General features: G+C 36.6%; 17 protein-coding genes, 3 pseudogenes and 1 riboswitch. Of the genes and pseudogenes, 2 read left to right on the plus strand and 18 right to left on the minus strand.

Translation table 11 applies throughout. From position 1 onward, the window contains the following. The 15 genes and pseudogenes from LLA01S_RS09260 to gltB all read right to left on the minus strand — a co-directional run. The coding region (locus LLA01S_RS09260; protein ID WP_061778207.1) for an IS3 family transposase at positions 1–216 on the minus strand (216 nt) is incomplete at its 3' end. Positions 217–252: 36 nt separating this feature from the next. Next, entirely contained in the window at positions 253–855 is a 603-nt protein-coding gene (locus LLA01S_RS09265) for a hypothetical protein (protein WP_061778208.1), read from the minus strand. A 310-nt stretch (positions 856–1,165) separates the two neighbouring features. Further along, entirely contained in the window at positions 1,166–1,786 is a 621-nt protein-coding gene (locus tag LLA01S_RS09270) for an ECF transporter S component (protein ID WP_061778209.1), read from the minus strand. A 115-nt stretch (positions 1,787–1,901) separates the two neighbouring features. Then, a riboswitch (FMN riboswitch) is annotated at positions 1,902–2,038 on the minus strand. Between the two features lie 97 nt (positions 2,039–2,135). Further along, entirely contained in the window at positions 2,136–2,855 is a 720-nt protein-coding gene (locus tag LLA01S_RS09275; RefSeq protein WP_061778210.1) for a pseudouridine synthase, read from the minus strand. Next, entirely contained in the window at positions 2,842–3,408 is a 567-nt protein-coding gene (scpB, locus tag LLA01S_RS09280) for an SMC-Scp complex subunit ScpB (protein WP_061778211.1), read from the minus strand. The genes LLA01S_RS09275 and scpB overlap by 14 nt, the downstream gene beginning before the upstream one ends. Continuing rightward, positions 3,401–4,129 (minus strand): segregation/condensation protein A, encoded by a 729-nt coding sequence (locus LLA01S_RS09285; RefSeq protein WP_011676204.1) that lies wholly within the window; start codon positions 4,127–4,129, stop codon positions 3,401–3,403. The genes scpB and LLA01S_RS09285 overlap by 8 nt, the downstream gene beginning before the upstream one ends. Before the next feature lie 30 nt (positions 4,130–4,159). Next, complete coding sequence (gene xerD / locus LLA01S_RS09290; protein WP_014572682.1) at positions 4,160–4,876, minus strand: site-specific tyrosine recombinase XerD; 717 nt, start codon at positions 4,874–4,876, stop codon at positions 4,160–4,162. Beyond that, positions 4,854–5,315, minus strand: a complete 462-nt coding sequence (gene cbpB / locus LLA01S_RS09295) for a cyclic-di-AMP-binding protein CbpB (RefSeq protein ID WP_011676206.1) — start codon at positions 5,313–5,315, stop codon at positions 4,854–4,856. Before cbpB ends, xerD begins: the two co-directional genes overlap by 23 nt. 30 nt (positions 5,316–5,345) lie before the next feature. Then, positions 5,346–5,849 (minus strand): metallophosphoesterase, encoded by a 504-nt coding sequence (locus LLA01S_RS09300; RefSeq protein WP_011676207.1) that lies wholly within the window; start codon positions 5,847–5,849, stop codon positions 5,346–5,348. 38 nt (positions 5,850–5,887) lie between these two features. Then, positions 5,888–6,487: pseudogene (locus LLA01S_RS09305) on the minus strand (nucleoside-triphosphate diphosphatase); the annotation flags it as partial. A 6-nt stretch (positions 6,488–6,493) separates the two neighbouring features. Further along, the gene (gene racE / locus LLA01S_RS09310) at positions 6,494–7,309 is read right to left on the minus strand and encodes a glutamate racemase (protein ID WP_011676209.1); all 816 of its coding nucleotides are present in this window, start codon (positions 7,307–7,309) and stop codon (positions 6,494–6,496) included. Positions 7,310–7,484: 175 nt separating this feature from the next. After that, on the minus strand, positions 7,485–7,724 hold the full coding sequence (locus LLA01S_RS09315; protein WP_003130191.1) for a YneF family protein: 240 nt from the start codon (positions 7,722–7,724) through the stop codon (positions 7,485–7,487). A 150-nt stretch (positions 7,725–7,874) separates the two neighbouring features. Next, positions 7,875–9,134, minus strand: a complete 1,260-nt coding sequence (locus LLA01S_RS09320; RefSeq protein ID WP_061778212.1) for a diaminopimelate decarboxylase — start codon at positions 9,132–9,134, stop codon at positions 7,875–7,877. 114 nt (positions 9,135–9,248) lie between these two features. Next, positions 9,249–10,688 carry a glutamate synthase subunit beta gene (locus LLA01S_RS09325; RefSeq protein WP_014572686.1) on the minus strand — a complete coding sequence of 480 codons (1,440 nt, stop codon included), beginning with the start codon at positions 10,686–10,688 and terminating at the stop codon, positions 9,249–9,251. Beyond that, positions 10,688–15,157, minus strand: a complete 4,470-nt coding sequence (gltB, locus tag LLA01S_RS09330) for a glutamate synthase large subunit (RefSeq protein ID WP_032950142.1) — start codon at positions 15,155–15,157, stop codon at positions 10,688–10,690. Before gltB ends, LLA01S_RS09325 begins: the two co-directional genes overlap by 1 nt. 168 nt (positions 15,158–15,325) lie before the next feature. Between gltB and LLA01S_RS09335 the strand changes: the two genes are divergently transcribed. Further along, complete coding sequence (locus tag LLA01S_RS09335; protein WP_061778213.1) at positions 15,326–15,937, plus strand: sugar O-acetyltransferase; 612 nt, start codon at positions 15,326–15,328, stop codon at positions 15,935–15,937. Positions 15,938–15,969: 32 nt separating this feature from the next. On the opposite strand, the gene LLA01S_RS09340 is transcribed toward LLA01S_RS09335, so the two are convergent. Continuing rightward, on the minus strand, positions 15,970–16,992 hold the full coding sequence (locus LLA01S_RS09340) for a branched-chain amino acid aminotransferase (RefSeq protein WP_011676214.1): 1,023 nt from the start codon (positions 16,990–16,992) through the stop codon (positions 15,970–15,972). A 159-nt stretch (positions 16,993–17,151) separates the two neighbouring features. Here LLA01S_RS09340 and LLA01S_RS09345 point away from each other — a divergent pair, with 159 nt between their 5' ends. After that, positions 17,152–17,907: a mechanosensitive ion channel family protein gene (locus tag LLA01S_RS09345; protein WP_021165320.1), complete on the plus strand. Its 756-nt coding sequence runs from the start codon at positions 17,152–17,154 to the stop codon at positions 17,905–17,907. 64 nt (positions 17,908–17,971) lie between these two features. Here the strand turns inward: LLA01S_RS09345 and gad are convergent. Further along, a pseudogene (gad, locus tag LLA01S_RS09350) lies at positions 17,972–19,372 on the minus strand (glutamate decarboxylase). 19 nt (positions 19,373–19,391) lie between these two features. Continuing rightward, a pseudogene (locus LLA01S_RS09355) lies at positions 19,392–19,747 on the minus strand (glutamate:gamma-aminobutyrate antiporter); the annotation flags it as partial.

The following is a 19,747-nucleotide window of genomic DNA, read 5'->3' on the forward strand; positions in this document are numbered from 1 at the left end:
ATCTCGTTCTTCCTTAACTTTAGCCAGTTGTCTTTTTAATTCTAGAAAATCGGCTTTAGAGACGGAGCTTTCATTAGATTTAGAGTAGGGGTCTATCCATTTATAAATTGTTGCAGGGGCCACGTCGTATTCTTTAGACAGCTGGGTGACGGATTGACCAGAATGATAGAAGGCGATAAGGGTTTCTTTAAATTCTTTTGAGTAGCGTTTTTGCATGTTTTTGTCCTTTGTCTAAATTATACAATAGTGACTCTAAGATTTAAGGATAACATCAGTGGAGTTATTTTTTCCTTCCCATTGATATGGGTAATTAAACTTAAAAGCTTCTCCATAATTCCAACCAAGATTCATTAAATAATTTGATTCATTAAAGTCATTTGTGAAAAAATGCTGACCACTATTGGGATTATATAGTCTATAAACAGGGGTAGTGCTTGCCATAGGACAATTTGATGAATCATAAAATACAATTCCTTCATTTGACCATCCTTTAGTTCTTAAGGAAGAAACTTCATAAGTATTTTTTGTATAGAGGTGCTGTCCACTTTGAGAATTATAGAGGCGGTATACTGGAATTTTTGTATAATTTACCCCAGGATAGTTGTAGTAGGAGTCAGCCAACACTCCCTCATAACCCCAACCCAAATGGACAAGATTATTTTTCTCGGTAAGTCCCATTGTATAAACATGCTCGCCCGAATTTGGGTTATAAAGTCGATAAACTGGACCATTAAAGTTTGCCGTAACAGCTTTTGCTGGTGTTGCCTCTTTAAACGAGAAAGCTAATCCAAGCAAAAGCGCTCCAAACAAGAATCCGTTGTTAAAAAGTTTTTGATGCGAAGTATATATGTTCATAAAACACCTCTTTTTTTAATAATTAAAATAATCAAAGAAACACATATGTAATTTTTCCATTAATTCATTATTTTCCGACAAAATAATATTTCACCCATAGTATAGCGCTTTAGTTTGAATTAAGCAACTACTTTTTTGATAAAAAATATCCTTAAATACATTTAATGTAACACAATAAAAATGTTTCTTTAGGAAATTTTTCAAGTATTTTTAATTATACATATTGAATCATTAAGTTATAAAATAAAAAAAATACGGTAGGAAAGTCCCACCGTATTTTTATTTAGAATTATTTGCCTAATCTTTTGAATTAAGCATTGTAAAATTTTACTACTTTATTTTTTTTGAATACAGTAACAATCAAGCCGAAAACAAGGGTAAAAATGATATATTGCAAGGCATTGAAAGGTAAAACAACTGTTAAGAGGTAAGTTGGATTTAAAGTAACTGATAGCGAACCCATGTTAAAGAGATGTGTTGCTCCAGCAAAAATTTTGTCAACATCAAATCCTGCAGCCAGACGGTACAATGGTAGAGCATAGAAAACATTCAATACCATCATTACAAGGACTGAAGCAATAGTCGCCAAGACAATCCCAACTGTATAATTTTTAATTGAAAACTTCTTCTTTGTAAAGAACCAAATGATGGCCATGAAAATTCCTAGAGCAACAAAGTTCATTGGAACTCCAATCCATGTTGATGGGCCTTGATTAAATAGAAGATACCATAAGACAGAGCGAATAAAGAGGATAATGAATCCATCACCCAATCCTAAAGTAAAGACTCCTATAAGTACAGGAATGATTGAAAGTTCCACTTTCATAAAATCAATTCCAGGCAATAACGGAAACTGCAAGATTGGCAACAATAAAATTGTTGATAATGCAGCAAGCATGGCAATTAATACCATCCGACGTGTTTTAGACATAAAAAAACCTCCAAATATGAGAAAATAATTCTTCAAATTTCGAGGAAGTTGATAGACATTTTTGGTTTAGCTAAAAACAGTAAGTCGACCGAGGTCGACTTACTCTGCAAAAATTGTTCATCTTCTTCCATCCAGACTTTACTGTCGCTAGCAGAGTTTCACTGCTTCAATCGCCGTAGCGAATCGCGGAGTCATAAGGTCAAAGCCTTATTTACCGCCGGTCCCGAATTACACGGTGCCCTGAAGATATTTTTATTATAGCACAAAAATACTTAGCATATCAAGAATAAGATTTATTTAAGAAATAAAAAACAACTCTTTATAGAGAATTGTCTTTATTTTATTTAAACTATTTTCCTTGCGCAGCATTAATCAATTGAGAAACTTCTTTTTTACTCAAACGACGGAATTGTCCTGTAGGCAGTCCATCCAATGTAAGTGTTCCATATTGAATACGACTTAATTTTTGTACTGGAAGTCCAGCAGCAGCAAACATCTTCTTAACTTGATGATTTTGACCTTCATGAATCGTTAAGCTAACAATTGAATGGTTTTTTGTTTTTTCTTGTTTGATAATTTCATAACGAGCCGGGCTAACTTCCTTACCTTCAATCGTCATTCCAAGTGTTAAGGGACGCAAGTTTTCTTTGTTCGCTTGTCCTTCAACCTTGGCCACATAAACTTTATCAACACCGTGACTTGGGTGAGTCATCATATTTGTGAATTCACCATCGTTAGTGAGTAAAAGTAAGCCACTAGTATCCCAGTCCAAACGCCCTACTGGATAGATACGTTCTTTAACTTGAGGCATTAAATCCATCACCGTTTGACGTCCTTTATCATCACGGACAGAAGAAATATAACCTCTTGGTTTGTTCAATAGATAATAAACAGGTTCTTCGTTATAAACTGCCACTCCATTAACTTCGACGACATCTCCAGTTGAAACTTGATAACCTAAATTTGTCATCGGGACATTATTAACTGTCACTTTTCCCGCCAAAATTAGTTCTTCTGCTTTACGTCTGCTTGCCACTCCTGCATGGGCCAAATATTTATTGATTCTCATTTTCTTCACTTTCGTTAAATAGGGTTTGTTGTTCTGCCACATATCTTGACTCATCAATTTCAGGTAATTCTTCTAAATTATTGATACCAATATAATCTAGGAAAAATTCAGTAGTCGCATAAAGGCTAGGACGTCCCGGTGCTTCAACTTTCCCTACTTTTTCAACTAAATCAAAAGCACGAAGCGTAGATAGAACACCTGACGAGTTAACTCCACGTAATTGATCAATCTCAATACGCGTTAATGGTTGTTTGTAAGCAATTATTGAAAGAACTTCTAGAGCAGATTTTGACAAAGATTGGTTAAGTGGGGTTTTCGCATAATTTTTAAGAATCTCTGAAAAGTCTTCTTTTGTGGCCATACGATATTTTCCAGCCGTTTCAATAATTGTCAAAGCTGATTCTCTATCAGAATGATATTTTTCTTTCAAATAATCAATTTGTTGCTGACAAGCTTGTTTAGACATTTCTGTCAGTGATGACAACTCTGTCAATGTTAAACCAGCTTCTCCAGATACAAAAAGTAAAAGTTCACATGTCGCTGTCTTATTCACTAATTTCTTTTCTTTCTAAAATAATTTCTCCAAAGAGCTCTCCTTGAGAAAAAGAAACTTGCTGATTTTTAATCAATTCTAGAAGAGCCATAAATGTTGTGACGAGTTCATCTTTTTTGGTTTTATCTGAAAACAAATCTGTAAATTTACATATTTTTTGTTCTGTAAATCTTTGATTTAATTCGAATATTTTATCCGCAATCGTAAATTTTTCAGCTGCAATCGTTGTATTATCATCTTCAATTTGTTGCCTTTGTAATTCCAAAATTTTACTAAAGGCTAAGAACAAATCCAATGCCGTTTTATCTTGCAATAAGACTGTCTCATCTGTGATGATTTCAGTTTTCGATTTAGAATAATAATGACTACGTTCTTGATGTAACTCGTCCAAATCCTCTGAAAGCATTTTATACTTCCGATATTCGTCGATTTGAGCTAATAAATCATATTCAAGCTGCTCGGTATCTTCTATAAATGTTTCGGTCACCGTTGGCAAAAGTCTTCTTGATTTAATCAACATCAACTGACTTGCCATCAGCATATATTCACCAGCCAACTCCAACTCAAGTTCTTTCATTGTTTGGATATAGATAAGGTACTGTTCAATCACCGGTACTAAAGGGACTTCAAAGATGTCCATTTCGTACTGACTAACTAAATGTAAGAGAAGATCAAGCGGACCCTCAAAGTTTTTAATTTTTATATTGATTTCTTTGATCATAATTTACATAATTAAAATAGTGTAAAAATCCTATCTATAATATTTTTCTAAGGTAGTAATTGTGCTTAAGCCAAGTAAGTTAGCCAACTCATATATTGTTTTTCCCGCTTTTACCTGATGCAAAATATACTGTTCCCTAATCTCTTTAGAAGAATAATTAGTGAATTTCTTTAATTCTGTATATAGGAATTGGCGAGATTTTGCAAATAATTCATCGGCATTTTTTATGGCCTTAACTCTGATGGCAAATTTTTCTCGAATGGGTAAGACTCGTTTTATTCCAGCTTTTTCGATTGTGAGATATTTAAAATTCCAATTAAAATTTTCCCATTTTAATTTTTGAATCTCTGCAAAATTAAGACCAAATTCTAATATCAATAAAGCTAAAAATTGGCCTGGACAGCTTAGAGGTCCATAAAATTCTGGAAATTCTTTTATCATAGGATGATAACTCTCAGAACTTTGAGTTTTTTTCTGAACAACTTGCTTAATTTTGAAAAACTGGTTTATTTTTTTATTTTCATATAAAAATAGAAAATATTGGTTGGCACTCGAAATTTTTCGACGTTGTGCCGCGGGAGAGAGTTTACTAAGCTGGTGTTTGTAAAGCTCTAGTGCTTCTTGTGTGACAGACTTATCTTCAAAAAAAGCCTGCAAATAGACTAAGTCATAATAATAATTTGAGCGAGTATTTTCAGAAAAGTTTCTACTTACTAAATACTCCTCAATCTCGTTTGGTAATTTCATAATATTTTGTAAAGTCGTGAGCGAAGGCACTAAAAGCCTTCAATATTTCTTGACGAACTACGATTCCCATAAATTCCTGCCTTTTGACAACTGGTAGAAAGGACTCCTTAATTAATTTGTGCATCATTTCTTCCAAAGTTACTGTGGGACCAACCGTTTGGACCTCTTTGTTAACAATTTCAGAAATAGATGTATTGTGTAACTTTTCAAAAAAGAAATTTTGTTCCATTTCAAATTCAACAATTTCTGTTAAACCTAAAACTCCCACATATTCTTTTCTTTCATTCAAAACTGGAACTCGTGAATATTTGTACTGGCTAAGCATAAGTTTCGCATGTGCGATATTATGCTCTGCGTAGAGTACAGCGACATTTGAGGCTGGAATCATAAAGGTTTCACTTTGATTCAAAATAAAATCCTCAATTTTTTTATCAATCATGTAAGTTACTCCTTAAAGAGCTTTGTAGACTCAGAGTCTAAATTGTAGTTCAGGAATAGGTTCATGTTGGAGATTTCGATAAGAAACTATAAATTCATCTCCATCAATTTCAATTATAGCATACATTTTGATATCATACTTCCCTCTAGGTTGTGCAACCGAACCGGGATTTACATAAAGAATATTATTTATTTTTTGCGCTACTGGTTGATGAATATGACCAAATAAGGCAATATCAGCCCCTTGTTCTTCAGCAAAATAAGAATACCGTTCTAGGCCCAAACCAACATAATAGAGATGACCATGTGTAATTAATACCTTTTTTCCCTCAACCGTTTGAGTAAGAAAATCATGATAGCCATCATCATAATCACAGTTCCCCGCAACAACAGTTATTCCATTCCAAATTTCATCAGAACTCGGAAGTTCTGAATCCCCACAATGAAATATTGCTGTTGCTTCGTTCAAATACTTAGATTTTATAGATTCAACCACTTCACGATCATAGTGTGAATCAGACATTACTACAAACATAAGCACCTCTCTTTTACATAATTAATTTTATGTTAAATTTATTTCTCTAACCATTCTGGAAGTTCCTGCATTAATTTTCTTAGTGCTTGACCTCGATGTGAAAGTTGATTTTTTTCTTTTTCTGATAATTCTGCAGCGGTTCTGAAAGCATCAACCATAAAAACAGGATCATAACCAAAGCCATTTCCCCCTTTAGGAGCAAGGGCGATATAGCCATTCCAATCAGCTTCAACAACTAAGCTGTCGTGATTAGGTCTTGCCGCTACTAAAGTAGTATGGAAATGAGCGCTTCTACGTTCTGGTGTAATTGCTGTCGGAGCAAGTTCATGCAAAAGTTTGGCAATATTTTTCTCATCAGTAGGGTCTGGTGCTGAAAAGCGGTGTGACCAAATGCCTGGCAAACCACCTAGTACATCAACACATAGTCCTGAATCGTCTCCAATAACTACTTGTCCAGTCAACTCAGCAATTTGTTCTGCTTTTAAGCGAGCATTTTCTTCAAAAGTACTTCCTGTTTCTTCAATTTCAGGAAGTTCTGGGTAGTCTGATAAGTCTTTAATTTCATAACCAAAGTCAGCAAACAATTTTTTAAATTCTTTTGTTTTACCAGGATTTCTAGTCGCAATAATAAGTGTATTTTCCATTTATTTTTCCTTATTGAAATTCTCTATTTCGGCATGTTCAATATGAAGATGTCCTATATTTAACCATTTTTCTGCAATTTCTCGAAAAGAATTGACCCCTGCTGTTGTATAAAAACAGTGCTGATATTCCTTGCGCTCGTGAGCATTGATTTCGAAATAGTTCAACAAAACTGAAATATCTCGTACTGCTTCCGCACCTGAATCAATCAAACGAACTTCTTTCCCCATTGTTTCTTGAATCAAGGAACGTAAAAGTGGGTAGTGTGTGCAGCCTAGAATTAATGTATCTATTTTTCCAACCAGTGGAGCCAAACTTTCTGAGACCACTCTTTTAGCAATTTCAGATTCCATTTCATTTGATTCAACAATTGAAACAAACTTAGGGCAGGCAAGACTTAAGACTTCAATAGCTGACGATTTGCGAGCAATTGTTTTATGATATTCATCTGAACGGATGGATGCTTGGGTAGCAATCACTCCAATTTTGTTTGTTTTCGTTTTTTGGATGGCTGAGCTTGCCCCAGGTAAAATAACCCCAATCACTGGAATATCCAATTCTTCTTTGACGATTTCCAAAGTCATCGCCGTAGCTGTGTTACAGGCCATGACGATCATTTTTACATTTTTTGAAAGTAAAAAATTGACCATATCCCAAGTAAACGCAATGATTTGTTCACGACTGCGCGGGCCATAAGGAGCCCTTCTTGTATCTCCAATATAGACAATTTCTTCATTTGGGAGTTGCCTAAGGAGTTCGCGAGCAACAGTCAGTCCACCAACACCAGAATCCAAGAGGCCGATTGGTCGATTGTCCATTTTTCTTCTCCTTTTAAAATATCTAATTCAAAATTTTTGAAATATCCAAAATCATTTTGGGCTTTTTAATTTTCAAGCGAAGTCTTTTTTGGATAATTTTTTTACGATGATAAAAGCAAACGCTGAGAGAGTTTAGAACTTTGTTCTACTGCTTCGCTCAGCGTATTATAATAGCTTATTTTTTGTTTGTGTCTGATTGCTTTGCAGCAGCACGAATTTGACGAAGAACTTGTTGCACTTGAACTTCACTTGGTTTGCGTCCCATTGATCCCATCATAAGACGAACGGCATCTTCGTTAAGGGGTGGGTTGTCCATAAGTAATTTTTTTGTTTGGCGTTGTGAGAACCATGTTCCCAAGAAAAAACCTGCCAAAAGGCATACAACCATAAGCAAAATAGCTAAGATTAAATTCATTTTGAATCTCCTAAATTTGGCGAAACGCTTTCGCCATTGATGACATCTTATTATATCAAATTTTAGTCTTTTTGTCAGCTCTTTATATTAGTGACAAAAGGACTGAGAAAAAGATAAGTTACTGACAGAATCATCAGTAACTTTTATAAATCAATTGTTGAAATCAAATCCATCTAATGTCGCAAAATAATCAGCTGGATTTTCTGCTCGACGAATCAAACGTGTTTTTCCATCTTCTTGAAGTAAAATTTCAGCACTTCTTAGCTTCGCATTATACTGATAACCCATCGAAAATCCATGTGCTCCTGTATCATGAATGACCAACAAATCTCCTACTTTGATTTCTGGAAAAGCACGTTCTTTAGCAAACTTATCATTATTTTCACACAAAGAACCCGTAATATCATAGGTTTCAGTCGCCTCTTGCTTTTCCTTGCCAGCGACTGTGATGTGATGGTAAGCATCATAAAAAGCTGGGCGCATCAAGTTAACTGCTGATGCATCAACCCCAACATATTTCCGGTAAGTTTCTTTTAAATGCAGGACTTTTGTAATCAAGTGACCATGAGGTGCAAGCATAAAACGACCTAATTCCGTGTAAATTTTTAGATTTTCGATGCCATTAGCAGTCAATACTTCTTCATAAGCCTTATGAACACCTTGTCCAATTTTTGCGATATCATTAGCTTCTTCATCAGGACGATAGTTTACACCGATCCCACCTGATAAATTAATAAAATCAAGCGTCACTCCTGTTTCTTGACGAATTTCTAATTCAAGTTCAAAGAGTTTGCGGGCGAGTTCTGGATAATAATCATTGGTCACAGTATTTGAAGCCAGAAAGCTGTGCATTCCAAATTCTTTGACTCCTAGTTTTTGTAAGTCTTTAATTCCTTGAATGAGTTGTGCTTTGGTCATACCAAATTTTGATTCTTCTGGATTGTCCATGATTTTTGTACCCATCGCAAAAACTCCACCTGGATTGTATCTCAAGCTCATTGTCTTTGGAAAGACAAAATCTGGCAGATTTTTCAAAAACTCAATGTGTTCATAGGCATCAAGATTGATTGTCGCGCCCAATTGATTAGCAAATTGAAACTCTTCTGCTGGAGTGTCATTGGATGAAAACATCATTTCAGTGCCATCAAAACCACATTTTTCTGAAAGCAATAGTTCGATATAAGAAGCACAATCGACTCCACAACCTTCTTCATGTAGTATCTTTAATATTGCTGGGGTTGGTGTAGCTTTAACAGCAAAGAATTCTTTAAATCCTTTATTCCAAACAAAAGCTTTGTGAAGATCACGCGCTTTCTGGCGAATTCCTTTCTCATCATAAAGATGAAAAGGAGTGGGGTATTCAGCTGTAATTTGTTCGAGTTGTTCTTTTGTTACGAATGGTGTTTTCATTTTTTCACCTCATTTTTAGATTATTTATAAGTATAGCATATCGTCAAAAACTTAAACACAAAAAAGTTCCCATCATTTTACTGACAGAAACTTTTTTACTGACAGAGTTATAAATTATGCCGTGGCTACTTTCAGTAGCTCTTCGTCAACAATTTCAGCGGTTTTACGGCCTTCTCTAATCGCCCAAATGACTAAAGAAGGACCGCGTCTAGTATCACCCGCGACAAGTACTTTATCATTGTTTGTTCGATAATCATCATAAATTTCTTGAACACCAAATTTATCAAGCAAGCCTGTGTCCGTACCCACAAATCCCATCGCAAGCAAGACTAAATCTGCTTCAATCAATTGCTCACTACCTTCAATTGCTCTGAAATCTGGACCGACTTTTGCCACTTGTAAGCCTTTTAGATGACCATTTTCATCAGCTTTAAAAGCTGTGGCTGTCATCTGATAAGTCGTCAAATCTGAATTTCCTACAAATTGAGCTTCTTGTTGCCCATAACCCTCTCTTAAGGTCATTGGCCATTCCGGCCAGGGATTGTTTTCTAAGCGATTAGTTGGTAGACTCGGTGTAATTTCAAGTTGTTGAACCGATTCAGCACCCAAGCGCACTGCCGTCCCAATACAGTCATTTCCTGTATCTCCACCTCCAATGACCACAACTTTTTTTCCTTTAAGAGATTGGGCAATATTTTTTTCGCCATGCTCCAACACTTTTTTAGTTGTTTCTGTCAAAAAATCCATCGCAAAACGAATACCTGACAATTCACGACCTGAAATTTTTAAATCACGAGGAACTCCTGCTCCAATCGCCAGAATAATTCGATCAAAATTTACTGACAGCTCTTCATAGCTGATTGTTTTTCCAATTTCACTATTTGTGACAAAAGTCACGCCAAGTTCTGTCATTAAATCAATCCGTTTTTGAACGACTTTTTTATCCAATTTCATATTTGGAATGCCGTACATCAATAAGCCACCCAAACGATCTGATTTTTCAAAAACAGTAACGCTATGTCCCAATTGATTGAGACGCCAAGCAGCTGACAGACCCGCAGGTCCAGACCCAATAATCGCTATTTTATAACCTGTTGCTTTTGCCGCTTTGCCAATTTCAGCTACCCAACCTTCATTATTTCCTAAATCACCTAAGAATCGCTCATTATCTTTAATGGTTACTCCTGCACCGTTTAAGGCCTCGGCACAAGATTTTTCACAAGGAGCCGGACAGACTCGTCCAGTGAATTCTGGAAATGGATTGGTTAAAATCAAGCGTTCATAAGCTTTTCTTTGCAGACCGCGATAAATCAAATCATTCCACTCTGGAATATGATTATCATTTGGACAGCCTGAGACAGCTCGTTTGCCCCCATAAAATATCCCTTGATGACAAAAAGGAACATCACAATGCATACAACGTGCCGCTTGTTTTTGTCGTTCTTCAGTAGATAAGGGAACTTGCAATTCAGCAAAATCTTTTATCCGCTCCGCTAATTCACGGTAAGGATTATCATTTCTTGGATAATTTAAAAATCCATTTGGATCAGCCATTAGCTCACCTCCGTTACTTTTTTAAAGGTTGTCATTGTAAGTGCTTCGCCTGACAATCCTGTTTTAGCCAAATCTTCTTCAATATTTTTAATGTGATGATACTCACGCGGGTAAACTTTAACAAATTTTTCACATTCACTTTGCCAATGTTCTAAAATGTATTCGGCTTTAGCTGAATCGGTGTAAATCAGATGTTTTTTTAGTAATTCTTCTAATACTTCATCGCCTGATGTTTCATCTAAACGATAAAGATCAACCATTTCTCGATTGACTTTAGAAGCAAATGTGCCATCGGCATCATAAACATAAGCAAGACCCCCAGACATCCCAGCAGCAAAGTTACGCCCAGTTGTACCAAGAATAACTGCAAGACCACCAGTCATATATTCACAACCATGGTCGCCAACACCCTCAACGACAAAATGTGCCCCTGAATTTCTGACACCACAACGCTCCCCAGCACGACCACGGAAGTAAGCTTCTCCACCAATCGCTCCAAATAAGGATACATTACCCACAATTGAGGTATTTTCAATATCATAAGCCGCATCAAGAGGTGGCTTCACAATCAAGCGTCCACCTGATAAAGATTTACCAATATAGTCGTTGGCTTCACCAATCAAAGTGACTTCCATTCCGGCAGTTGCATAAGAGCCAAAAGATTGACCCGCAACCCCTTCGTATTCATAGGCAACCGAAGCATCTTTTAAGCCAAAATTGCCATAACGTTCAGCAATCCAACCAGCCATTCGAGCTGTCGTTGTCCGATTAGTATTTTGAATCTTGCCATGAACAGTGGCTTGAGCACCATTGTCCAAAGTTGCTTGGGTAAATTGGTCTAGCTCTTGCCAAGCACGCGGATTAGCAAATGGATCACTATGTCGTGTGGCGATTGGTAAAGCATGACCGATGATACGACTAAAATCTAAACCACGCATTTTATCTGGCAAATCGTCTTTAGCTTGCAAAAGCTCCGCATGTCCAACGAGTTCATTAATGGTTCTAAAACCAAGTTCAGCCAGAAGTTCTCGAACTTCCTCAGCCATAAATTCCATTAAACGCACAATGTGTTCGGGTTTCCCAGCAAAATTGGCTCTTAATTTAGGATTTTGTGTGGCAATACCAACTGGGCAAGTGTTCAAATGACAATTTCTTGTCATGATACAACCAATCGCAACTAAAGCTAAACTTCCAAATGAATATTCTTCGGCTCCAAGCATTGCAGCAATAGCAACATCTCTTCCTGTCACGACTTTCCCATCAGTTTCCAAAATCATACGATCCCGCAATTTATTCAAACTAAGGGTTTGATGCGCTTCTGCTAAGCCCATTTCCCAAGGCAGCCCTGCGTCTCTCGTTGAATTTCGTGGACTTGCGCCCGTTCCACCATCATAACCAGAAATGACAACCTTGTCAGCGCCCGCTTTAACACAACCTGTCGCAATTGTTCCAACGCCTGTTGAAGAAACCAATTTGACATTGATTTTTGCATAAGGATTGATTTGTTTCAAATCAAATATGAGCTGTGATAAATCTTCGATTGAATAAATATCATGATGAGGTGGTGGTGAAATTAAGCTCACCCCAGGAGTTGAATTTCTTACCTCGGCTACCCAAGGGAAAGCTTTCTTACCTGGCAATTGTCCACCTTCTCCCGGTTTTGCCCCTTGTGAAATCTTGATTTGGATTTCTTCAGCCGACATCAGATAAGCCGCTGACACACCAAATCGACCAGAGGCGACTTGCTTGATTTTCGAATTATTGATTGTGCCATAGCGTTTCGCATTTTCACCCCCTTCGCCAGAATTTGACTTGGCACCGATTGAATTCATAGCTTGTGCGATACATTCATGAGCTTCTTGGGAAAGTGAACCAAACGACATGGCGCCAATTTTAAAACGTTTCACAATTTCACTGACTGGTTCGACCTCACTCAACTGAATAGCCTTGCGATTAGATTTAATTTTCCATGTGTGCCGTAAACTTGTGGGGGTTTCCAAGGCAATATCATTTAAATACTGACTATATTTTTTATACTTTTCAAAGTCATTTTGACGAACAGCATTCTGGATTTGATAAATCATTGTTGGATCATAAATATGATGTTCACCTTCATCTGCTCGGTACTGGAAGGAACCACCTGTTTCCAACAAATCTTGTCCTCGGTGTCCGTATGCTTTTTCATAACGGAGGCGATACTCTGCCTCGATTTGAGCAAGAGAAAGTCCACCAATTCGAGTACTTGTTCCTGTGAAGTATTTATCGACAACTTCTTTAGATAAACCAATAGCTTCAAAAAGTTGCGCCCCTTTGTAACCAACAATGGTTGAAATTCCCATTCGGCTCATGACCTTAACAATTCCTTTTTCTGCCGCATGCCGGAAATTTTCGACTTGTTCAGCTGTGCCCATTCCCCAGTCTGAAAGCGTCGCATAAGCGCCGTAAGGGTGAATCCCTGACGCGCCATAACCCACTAATGCTGCAAATTGATGGACTTCATAAACCTCTGCAGTGTCAAGAATAATCGCAAACTTGGAAGCATTATGACGACCAAGCATATAATGATAAAGTCCTGACAGAGCCAATAAAATTGGCATTGGTACTTTATTTTCGGCAAAATCACGGTCTGATAAAACAATAATTGTTGCCCCTTGGTTAATCAATTCCTCTGCTTTATAAAAAAGTTTATTTAGAGCATTTTCTAATAAGTCATCTTTATCATAGAGGGTTGAAAGGACTTCTGTATGATAATGTTTTTCTTTCAAAGCAAGAATTTTTTCAAAATCGGCTGTTGAAAGTACCGGACTGTCTAATTTTAACTTACGGACATTTTCACCTGTGATTTTGGCGGGATTACCATCTTCGCCCAGATAAGTTTCTGTCCCAATAACAATTTGCTCGCGAATGGCGTCAATTGGCGGATTGGTGACCTGGGCAAATTGTTGTTTGAAAAAATTATAAAGGGATTGAGCTTGGTCAGATAAAACGGCCAAAGGTGCGTCAAATCCCATGGAAATCGTGGGTTCGTTGGCGGCTTCAGCCATTGGCAAAAGCACCGTCCGAATGACTTCGTCAGTATATCCAAATAATTTCCATAATGTATTCATTTTTGCTGACGGAATTGAACTTATCTTTTGGCTGTCTGTCAGCGCTGACAGATTTTTCAAACCTGCTGACAGAAATTCCTGATAGGGATATTTGTTAGCATAGTAACTTTTGACTTCTTCGTTACGAATAATCTTTCCTTCGTCAGTATTTACCAGGAGCATATTTCCGGGACCAAGAACTGATTTTTCAATGATTTCATTGGCAGGAATATCAACCACACCTGACTCACTTGATAAGATAATGAAATTATCTTTTGTGACCAGATAGCGACTTGGACGTAGACCGTTTCGATCCAACCTTGCCCCAACGGTTTTTCCGTCAGTAAAAACTAAAGCTGCCGGGCCATCCCAAGGAGCAATATGAGCCGTTGAATATTCATAGAAAGCTTTGAGTTCTGGACTTAGACCCGTTTGCTCGCCCCAAGCTTCTGGAATCATGGCCAGCAAACTTTCTGGCAATTCACGTCCATTGCGATAGAAATACTCCATGCAATTTTCTAATTTTGCCGAATCCGAGTTTTCTTCATTATACATTTCAATTTCGTTGACTTTCATCCAGTTTTCAGCGCCACGCAGGGTATTGATTTCGCCATTGTGTGCCAAAAAGCGAAAAGGCTGCGCCCGATTCCATGAGGGAAATGTATTTGTTGAAAAACGGCTGTGCGTCAGCGCAATATGACTTTTAAAAGCTTCGTCAGACAAATCTGGATAAAAAAGTTTCACTTGATAAGCGTGAAGCATTCCTTTATAGACCACTGTTTGACTAGATAAAGAACAAATATATAATTCTTCTTCATCAAAACGTTTTTCCAAATTTCGTCTAATCGTAAATAAATCATTTTCAAAGTTAGAATTTTTGTTGTCAGTTCCTTTAGCTTCACTGACAGCTTTTTTTTCAATGAAAACTTGCACAAAAGAAGGCATAATCCCTTGGGCTGTCACCCCACAAGCTTCATAATTAAAGGGAACTGTGCGCGTGAATAGAATATCATATCCTTGAGCCTTAACAGCCGCTTTTATCGCTTCAAGAGCTTGATGTTTTTTGTTTTCTTTGCGCGACAAGAAAAATTGGCCAACAGCATAATTACCAATTGCTGGCAATTCTATCTCTTGCTCTGCTGCAATTTTACGAAAGAATTCATCAGGTAAAGCAAGTAAAATCCCTGCTCCATCTCCAGTTTCAGGTTCAGCACCTGTTCCTCCACGATGATTCATTCTTGTTAACATGGTCAGCGCTCTTTCAACTAAGAGATGACTAGCTTTTCCGTCAATTTGAGCAATAAAGCCCATTCCACAAGCATCTGATTCAAAATCAGGATGCCAAAGTGTTGTTTTCATGGCTTGTTTAGCTTCTTTATTCATAACACAACCTCTTTTATTTTACAATTTGGTTCTTTCATTCTACTAAAATTTCGATGAAATATCAATATATTCTGATAATTATATATAAATGTAATTTTTAATAGCTTTATCTAACAGATAAAAACCCTTACAATTGACAAAAAACATCTAAAATCATAAGATAAAAGAATGAATAAAGAACAAATTAAAACACTAATCAATTCTGGAGAAACCTATGATGACAATGACCTAGAACTCAGTGAGTATCGTAATCATGCCTTTTTTGAAACCCGACGTTACAATCAAAAAATCAACAATAATGAGGGTTATCAACCAGAGATTTTAAGACAGCTCTTTGAACATTTGGGAGAAAATCCCTATATTGAATACAATTTTCGCTGTGAATTTGGCTTTAATATAAAAATTGGGGATAATGTCCTTATTAATCATGATCTGATTATTTTAGATTGCAATCAGGTCACGATAGGTGATAATGTTTACTTTGGGCCTCGCTGTGGTTTATTTGCTGCCAATCATTCAGAAGACCCAGCAGTCAGAACTGCTGGTGGGGTCTATTCAAAGCCAATTACGGTTGGAAATCAAGTCTGGCTGGGAGCAAATGTCAGCCTTCTTCCAGGAGTAACGATTGGTGACAACTGCATTATTGGTGCAGGAAGTGTCGTTACCAAAGATATTCCAGCAAATGTTGTTGCCGCCGGAAATCCTTGCCAAGTGATTCGGACAATCCGAATCGAAGACCAAGAATGGATTAAAAAGGATAAAATATTCATTCCAAAATAAAAAAGCTAAAGAATATTCTTTAGCTTTTTAAATTAATCAACTTTAACAATCCAGCCTTCCGGTGCTTCAACATCACCAAATTGAATGCCGACCAACTCGTCATATAAACGTTTAACTGTTGGTCCCACTTCTGTTTCAGAATGGAAAATATAAGAATCTTCTCCATCGTCAATACGTCCAATTGGGGAGATAATTGCTGCCGTTCCACAAGCCCCTGCTTCGACAAATTTCCCTAAATCTTTAGCAAAAACTTCACCTTCAATTGCTTTTAATCCCAAACGATGTTCAGCTAAATACAACAAAGAATATTTAGTAATTGAAGGTAAGATAGAAGGACTTAATGGGGTGATAAATTCATTATCTGCAGTGATACCAAAGAAATTCGCTGCCCCAACTTCTTCAATTTTAGTATGTGTGCTTGGGTCGAGATAAATCGCATCCGCATAACCTGAGGCTTTAGCTCCAACTTCTGCTTGCAAAGAAGCCGCATAGTTCCCACCAACTTTAGCACCACCAGTACCAAGAGGAGCCGCTCTATCATACTCTCTTGAAATAACAAATTTTGAAGGTGCTAACCCACCTTTAAAATAAGAGCCAACAGGCATGGCAAAAACTGTAAAAATATATTCATCCGCAGGTTTAACCCCAATAACATCACCAACCCCAATCAAAAGTGGACGAAGATAGAGCGTGGCACCCGTTCCATAAGGAGGAACAAAATCTTCATTGGCTTTAACTACTTGTTTAACTGCGTCAATAAACATTTCAGTTGAAACTTCTGCCATACAAAGACGGCGAGCCGTTTTTTGCAAACGAGCAGCATTTTGGTCTGGACGAAAAAGTTGGATTGACCCATCTTTTGTCCGATAAGCCTTCAATCCTTCAAAACCTTGTTGACCATAATGCAAAGCAGGTGAAGATTCACTAATATGAAGCTGATTATCTCCTGTCAGCTCTCCAGCGCTCCATTTTCCATCTTTAAAACGAGCGATATAACGAAAAGGTAAGTTTCGATAACTAAAACCTAAATTTTCCCAGTCTAAATTAATTGCCATAACATCCTCCAAATTTTTTTGTTATAATAGATTATATTATTTTCTGTAACATAAAACAAGAAAATATTCATGAAATTCAGTAAAATTTCAAACAATTTTTTCAAATATAGTCAATTTTTCTATAAATGAATTAGAAAATTACTGAACAAAGGAGCAAAAATGAACTTATTAAAAATAAACTGGGAAGACTTAGGCGCATTTTTACTAAACAAGGCAATTACAATTTTATTAGTCAGTGTTCTTTTTTTTATTCTCTACCAAGCAAGTTCTCGGATTGTTAACCGATTATTTAAAAATTATAGTGAGCAAAAATGGACAGATACTTCAAGAATCCTGACCCTTTCAAGACTGACCACAAGCGCTATTCATTATTTGACCGTTTTCCTTTATATCTATAGTGTCTTGGGTGTAATGGGAATTCCTGTTGCAAATGTCCTAGCTGGTGCGGGTATCCTTGGAGTCGCTCTTGGTTTCGCTGGACGAGATTTAGTCGCTGATATCATTAATGGTTTCTTTATTATCGTTGAACATCAAATCAATGTTGGGGATACGGTTGCCTTTGCCGGTCTTGATATTGAGGGAGTGGTGAAAACTGTAGGGATTCGTTCCATTACTGTTATCGGAGCCGACGGTGCGACTACTTTTATTCCAAACCGAAATATTGCGGCTCTCAAAAATTACTCTTATAAAGAAAGAACGGTCAACCTAGATGTGCCCGTGACAGACGAAAATATTAGTGAGAAAAAAGCCCAAATTATAGAAGTCAATGCTATCTACCCTCAAGTTAAATATCTGGGTATCATCAACATTGAAGACAAACTTTTTCTAAGAACAAGTCTAACTGCCCCTCTATCTAAAATTACTCCTTTAAAAATGGAAATTTTGGATAAATACTATGAAAAGAATAGGCGATAAGCTAATTAGTAAATAGCTTAAAACAAAATAAAAGCGATATATCTAAGATATATCGCTTTTATTTTTAGTGAGTAAAGCCATATGTTTTATTTTCAGGTTCCTCATGGTATAGAATATGAGCCTTATTTAAAGCATCAATCGCTTCTTGCATATCTTGAACATAGTTAAATGCCATATTCATCCCAAAATCTGCTCGAATTACTAAACGTTGAATGATTTCATTTTCCAAATTTTTAGGAAGTGGATAAGCAGGCACTTGCCATCCCTTCATTAAATAAACGATCTGCCAAATCATAAAGATTCCAACCAAGATTTGAATTTTCTTTTAATTTGTAGCATACAATTGGCAATTGTGACCCATCGTTCATAATCTCAAACATTCCTGTTTTTTCAATTTCTTCTGCTAAATACATGGCTACTTTATGCGTTCTCTCATGAATAGCTTTATATCCATCAAATCCATAACGTACAAAATTATAGTATTGACCGATTAATTGAGAAGCACTGTGAGAAAAATTAATCGCCATTGTTGGTAATTCTCCTCCAAGATAACTTACTTTAAAAATTAACTCTTCAGGTAAATATTTTTTGTCACGCCACAAGACCCAACCTACACCAGGATATACTAAACCATATTTATGTCCTGAAGTATTGATTGAAATGACATTTTTCAAACGGAAATCCCACTCAAGTTCTGGCTCAACAAAAGGAGCATAAAGTCCTCCTGAAGCAGCATCTACGTGAATATAAACTTTATAGTCTGTCTGTTTATTATATTCTTCAATCAAATTATCCAAAGCTTTGATATCATCATAACGACCAGTATAAGTAATCCCCATAATTCCAACTACCCCAATCGTATATTCATCAACATAATCCATCACTTTATCCAAATTGATTGACATATGTTCTCTATCCATTGGTACTTCTCGCATTTCAATATCCCAATAAACACAGAATTTTTCCCAGCAAACTTGATAACCAGAGGAAATGACTAAGTTTGGCTTTTTCGCATTAATATCTAGGCCTAATTTTTCTGCTCGCTTGCGCCAAGAAAACTTCATGGCCATTCCACCAAGCATACAAGCTTCTGAAGAACCAATTGTTGAAGTCCCCATAAATTTTTCTTTTTCACTCGCATTCCAAAGGTCAGCGATCATGTTGACGCAACGGTTTTCAATTTCAGTTGTTCTTGGATATTCCGATTTATCAATCGCATTTTTTCCAAGGTCTGACTCATTAGTTTGACTGCTTCAGGTTCCATATAAGTTTGACAGAATGTGGCTAAATTTAAACGAGCATTTCCTTCATCTAACATTTCATCTTGAACTAACTGATAGGCCACTCGAGGTTCAATTGATTGTTGAGCTAATTTATATTTAGGCAAATCCACTTGTTCACTTTCTTAACCAAAAATTGGTTCCAAGAACTCTGCTTCATCGCGATTTTCTTTTCCGTATAACATAGGTACATCCTCCAATTTTTTAATGTTTTAAGATATGTTCTTCTTTTTTAATAATATGATGCTCACCACGAGCTGCTGGATAAATCGCGGGGTTCACATCTCTTGCTTTAAAGTGCCTTGGTTCTTCAATAGTATCATGTCCCCTTTTATCATGCAATTCATAAACAATAAATGGCAAGATAGCGGTCACAACAAAACTTATAAGAAGTATCATTTGGTAAGTATGAGTCTCATTTTTCGCAATTGATGCTGGAGAAACAAAGGAAATAAATAGAGCAAAAATTGATAATAAGAATCCAATTCCCGCAATGATTGTTTTTCCCATTATTTTACCTGGAACATTATAAGTACGCTTTAAATTTTGTTTTTTATAGA

The sequence above is a fragment of the Lactococcus cremoris subsp. cremoris NBRC 100676 genome (assembly GCF_001591705.1).
Lineage (GTDB): Bacteria > Bacillota > Bacilli > Lactobacillales > Streptococcaceae > Lactococcus > Lactococcus cremoris.

Coding starts and splice junctions, on each gene's coding strand:
- cbpB (WP_011676206.1), bottom strand. CDS start 5,315: ATGATTGATAAAAAAATTGAGGATTTTATTTTGAATCAAAGTGAAACC.
- LLA01S_RS09315 (WP_003130191.1), bottom strand. CDS start 7,724: ATGAATTTAATCTTAGCTATTTTGCTTATGGTTGTATGCCTTTTGGCA.
- LLA01S_RS09270 (WP_061778209.1), bottom strand. CDS start 1,786: ATGTCTAAAACACGTCGGATGGTATTAATTGCCATGCTTGCTGCATTA.
- LLA01S_RS09285 (WP_011676204.1), bottom strand. CDS start 4,129: ATGATCAAAGAAATCAATATAAAAATTAAAAACTTTGAGGGTCCGCTT.
- LLA01S_RS09340 (WP_011676214.1), bottom strand. CDS start 16,992: ATGGCAATTAATTTAGACTGGGAAAATTTAGGTTTTAGTTATCGAAAC.
- LLA01S_RS09275 (WP_061778210.1), bottom strand. CDS start 2,855: ATGAGAATCAATAAATATTTGGCCCATGCAGGAGTGGCAAGCAGACGT.
- gltB (WP_032950142.1), bottom strand. CDS start 15,157: ATGAATAAAGAAGCTAAACAAGCCATGAAAACAACACTTTGGCATCCT.
- LLA01S_RS09300 (WP_011676207.1), bottom strand. CDS start 5,849: ATGTTTGTAGTAATGTCTGATTCACACTATGATCGTGAAGTGGTTGAA.
- LLA01S_RS09320 (WP_061778212.1), bottom strand. CDS start 9,134: ATGAAAACACCATTCGTAACAAAAGAACAACTCGAACAAATTACAGCT.
- LLA01S_RS09325 (WP_014572686.1), bottom strand. CDS start 10,688: ATGGCTGATCCAAATGGATTTTTAAATTATCCAAGAAATGATAATCCT.
- LLA01S_RS09345 (WP_021165320.1), top strand. CDS start 17,152: ATGAACTTATTAAAAATAAACTGGGAAGACTTAGGCGCATTTTTACTA.
- LLA01S_RS09265 (WP_061778208.1), bottom strand. CDS start 855: ATGAACATATATACTTCGCATCAAAAACTTTTTAACAACGGATTCTTG.
- xerD (WP_014572682.1), bottom strand. CDS start 4,876: ATGAAATTACCAAACGAGATTGAGGAGTATTTAGTAAGTAGAAACTTT.
- racE (WP_011676209.1), bottom strand. CDS start 7,309: ATGGACAATCGACCAATCGGCCTCTTGGATTCTGGTGTTGGTGGACTG.
- LLA01S_RS09335 (WP_061778213.1), top strand. CDS start 15,326: ATGAATAAAGAACAAATTAAAACACTAATCAATTCTGGAGAAACCTAT.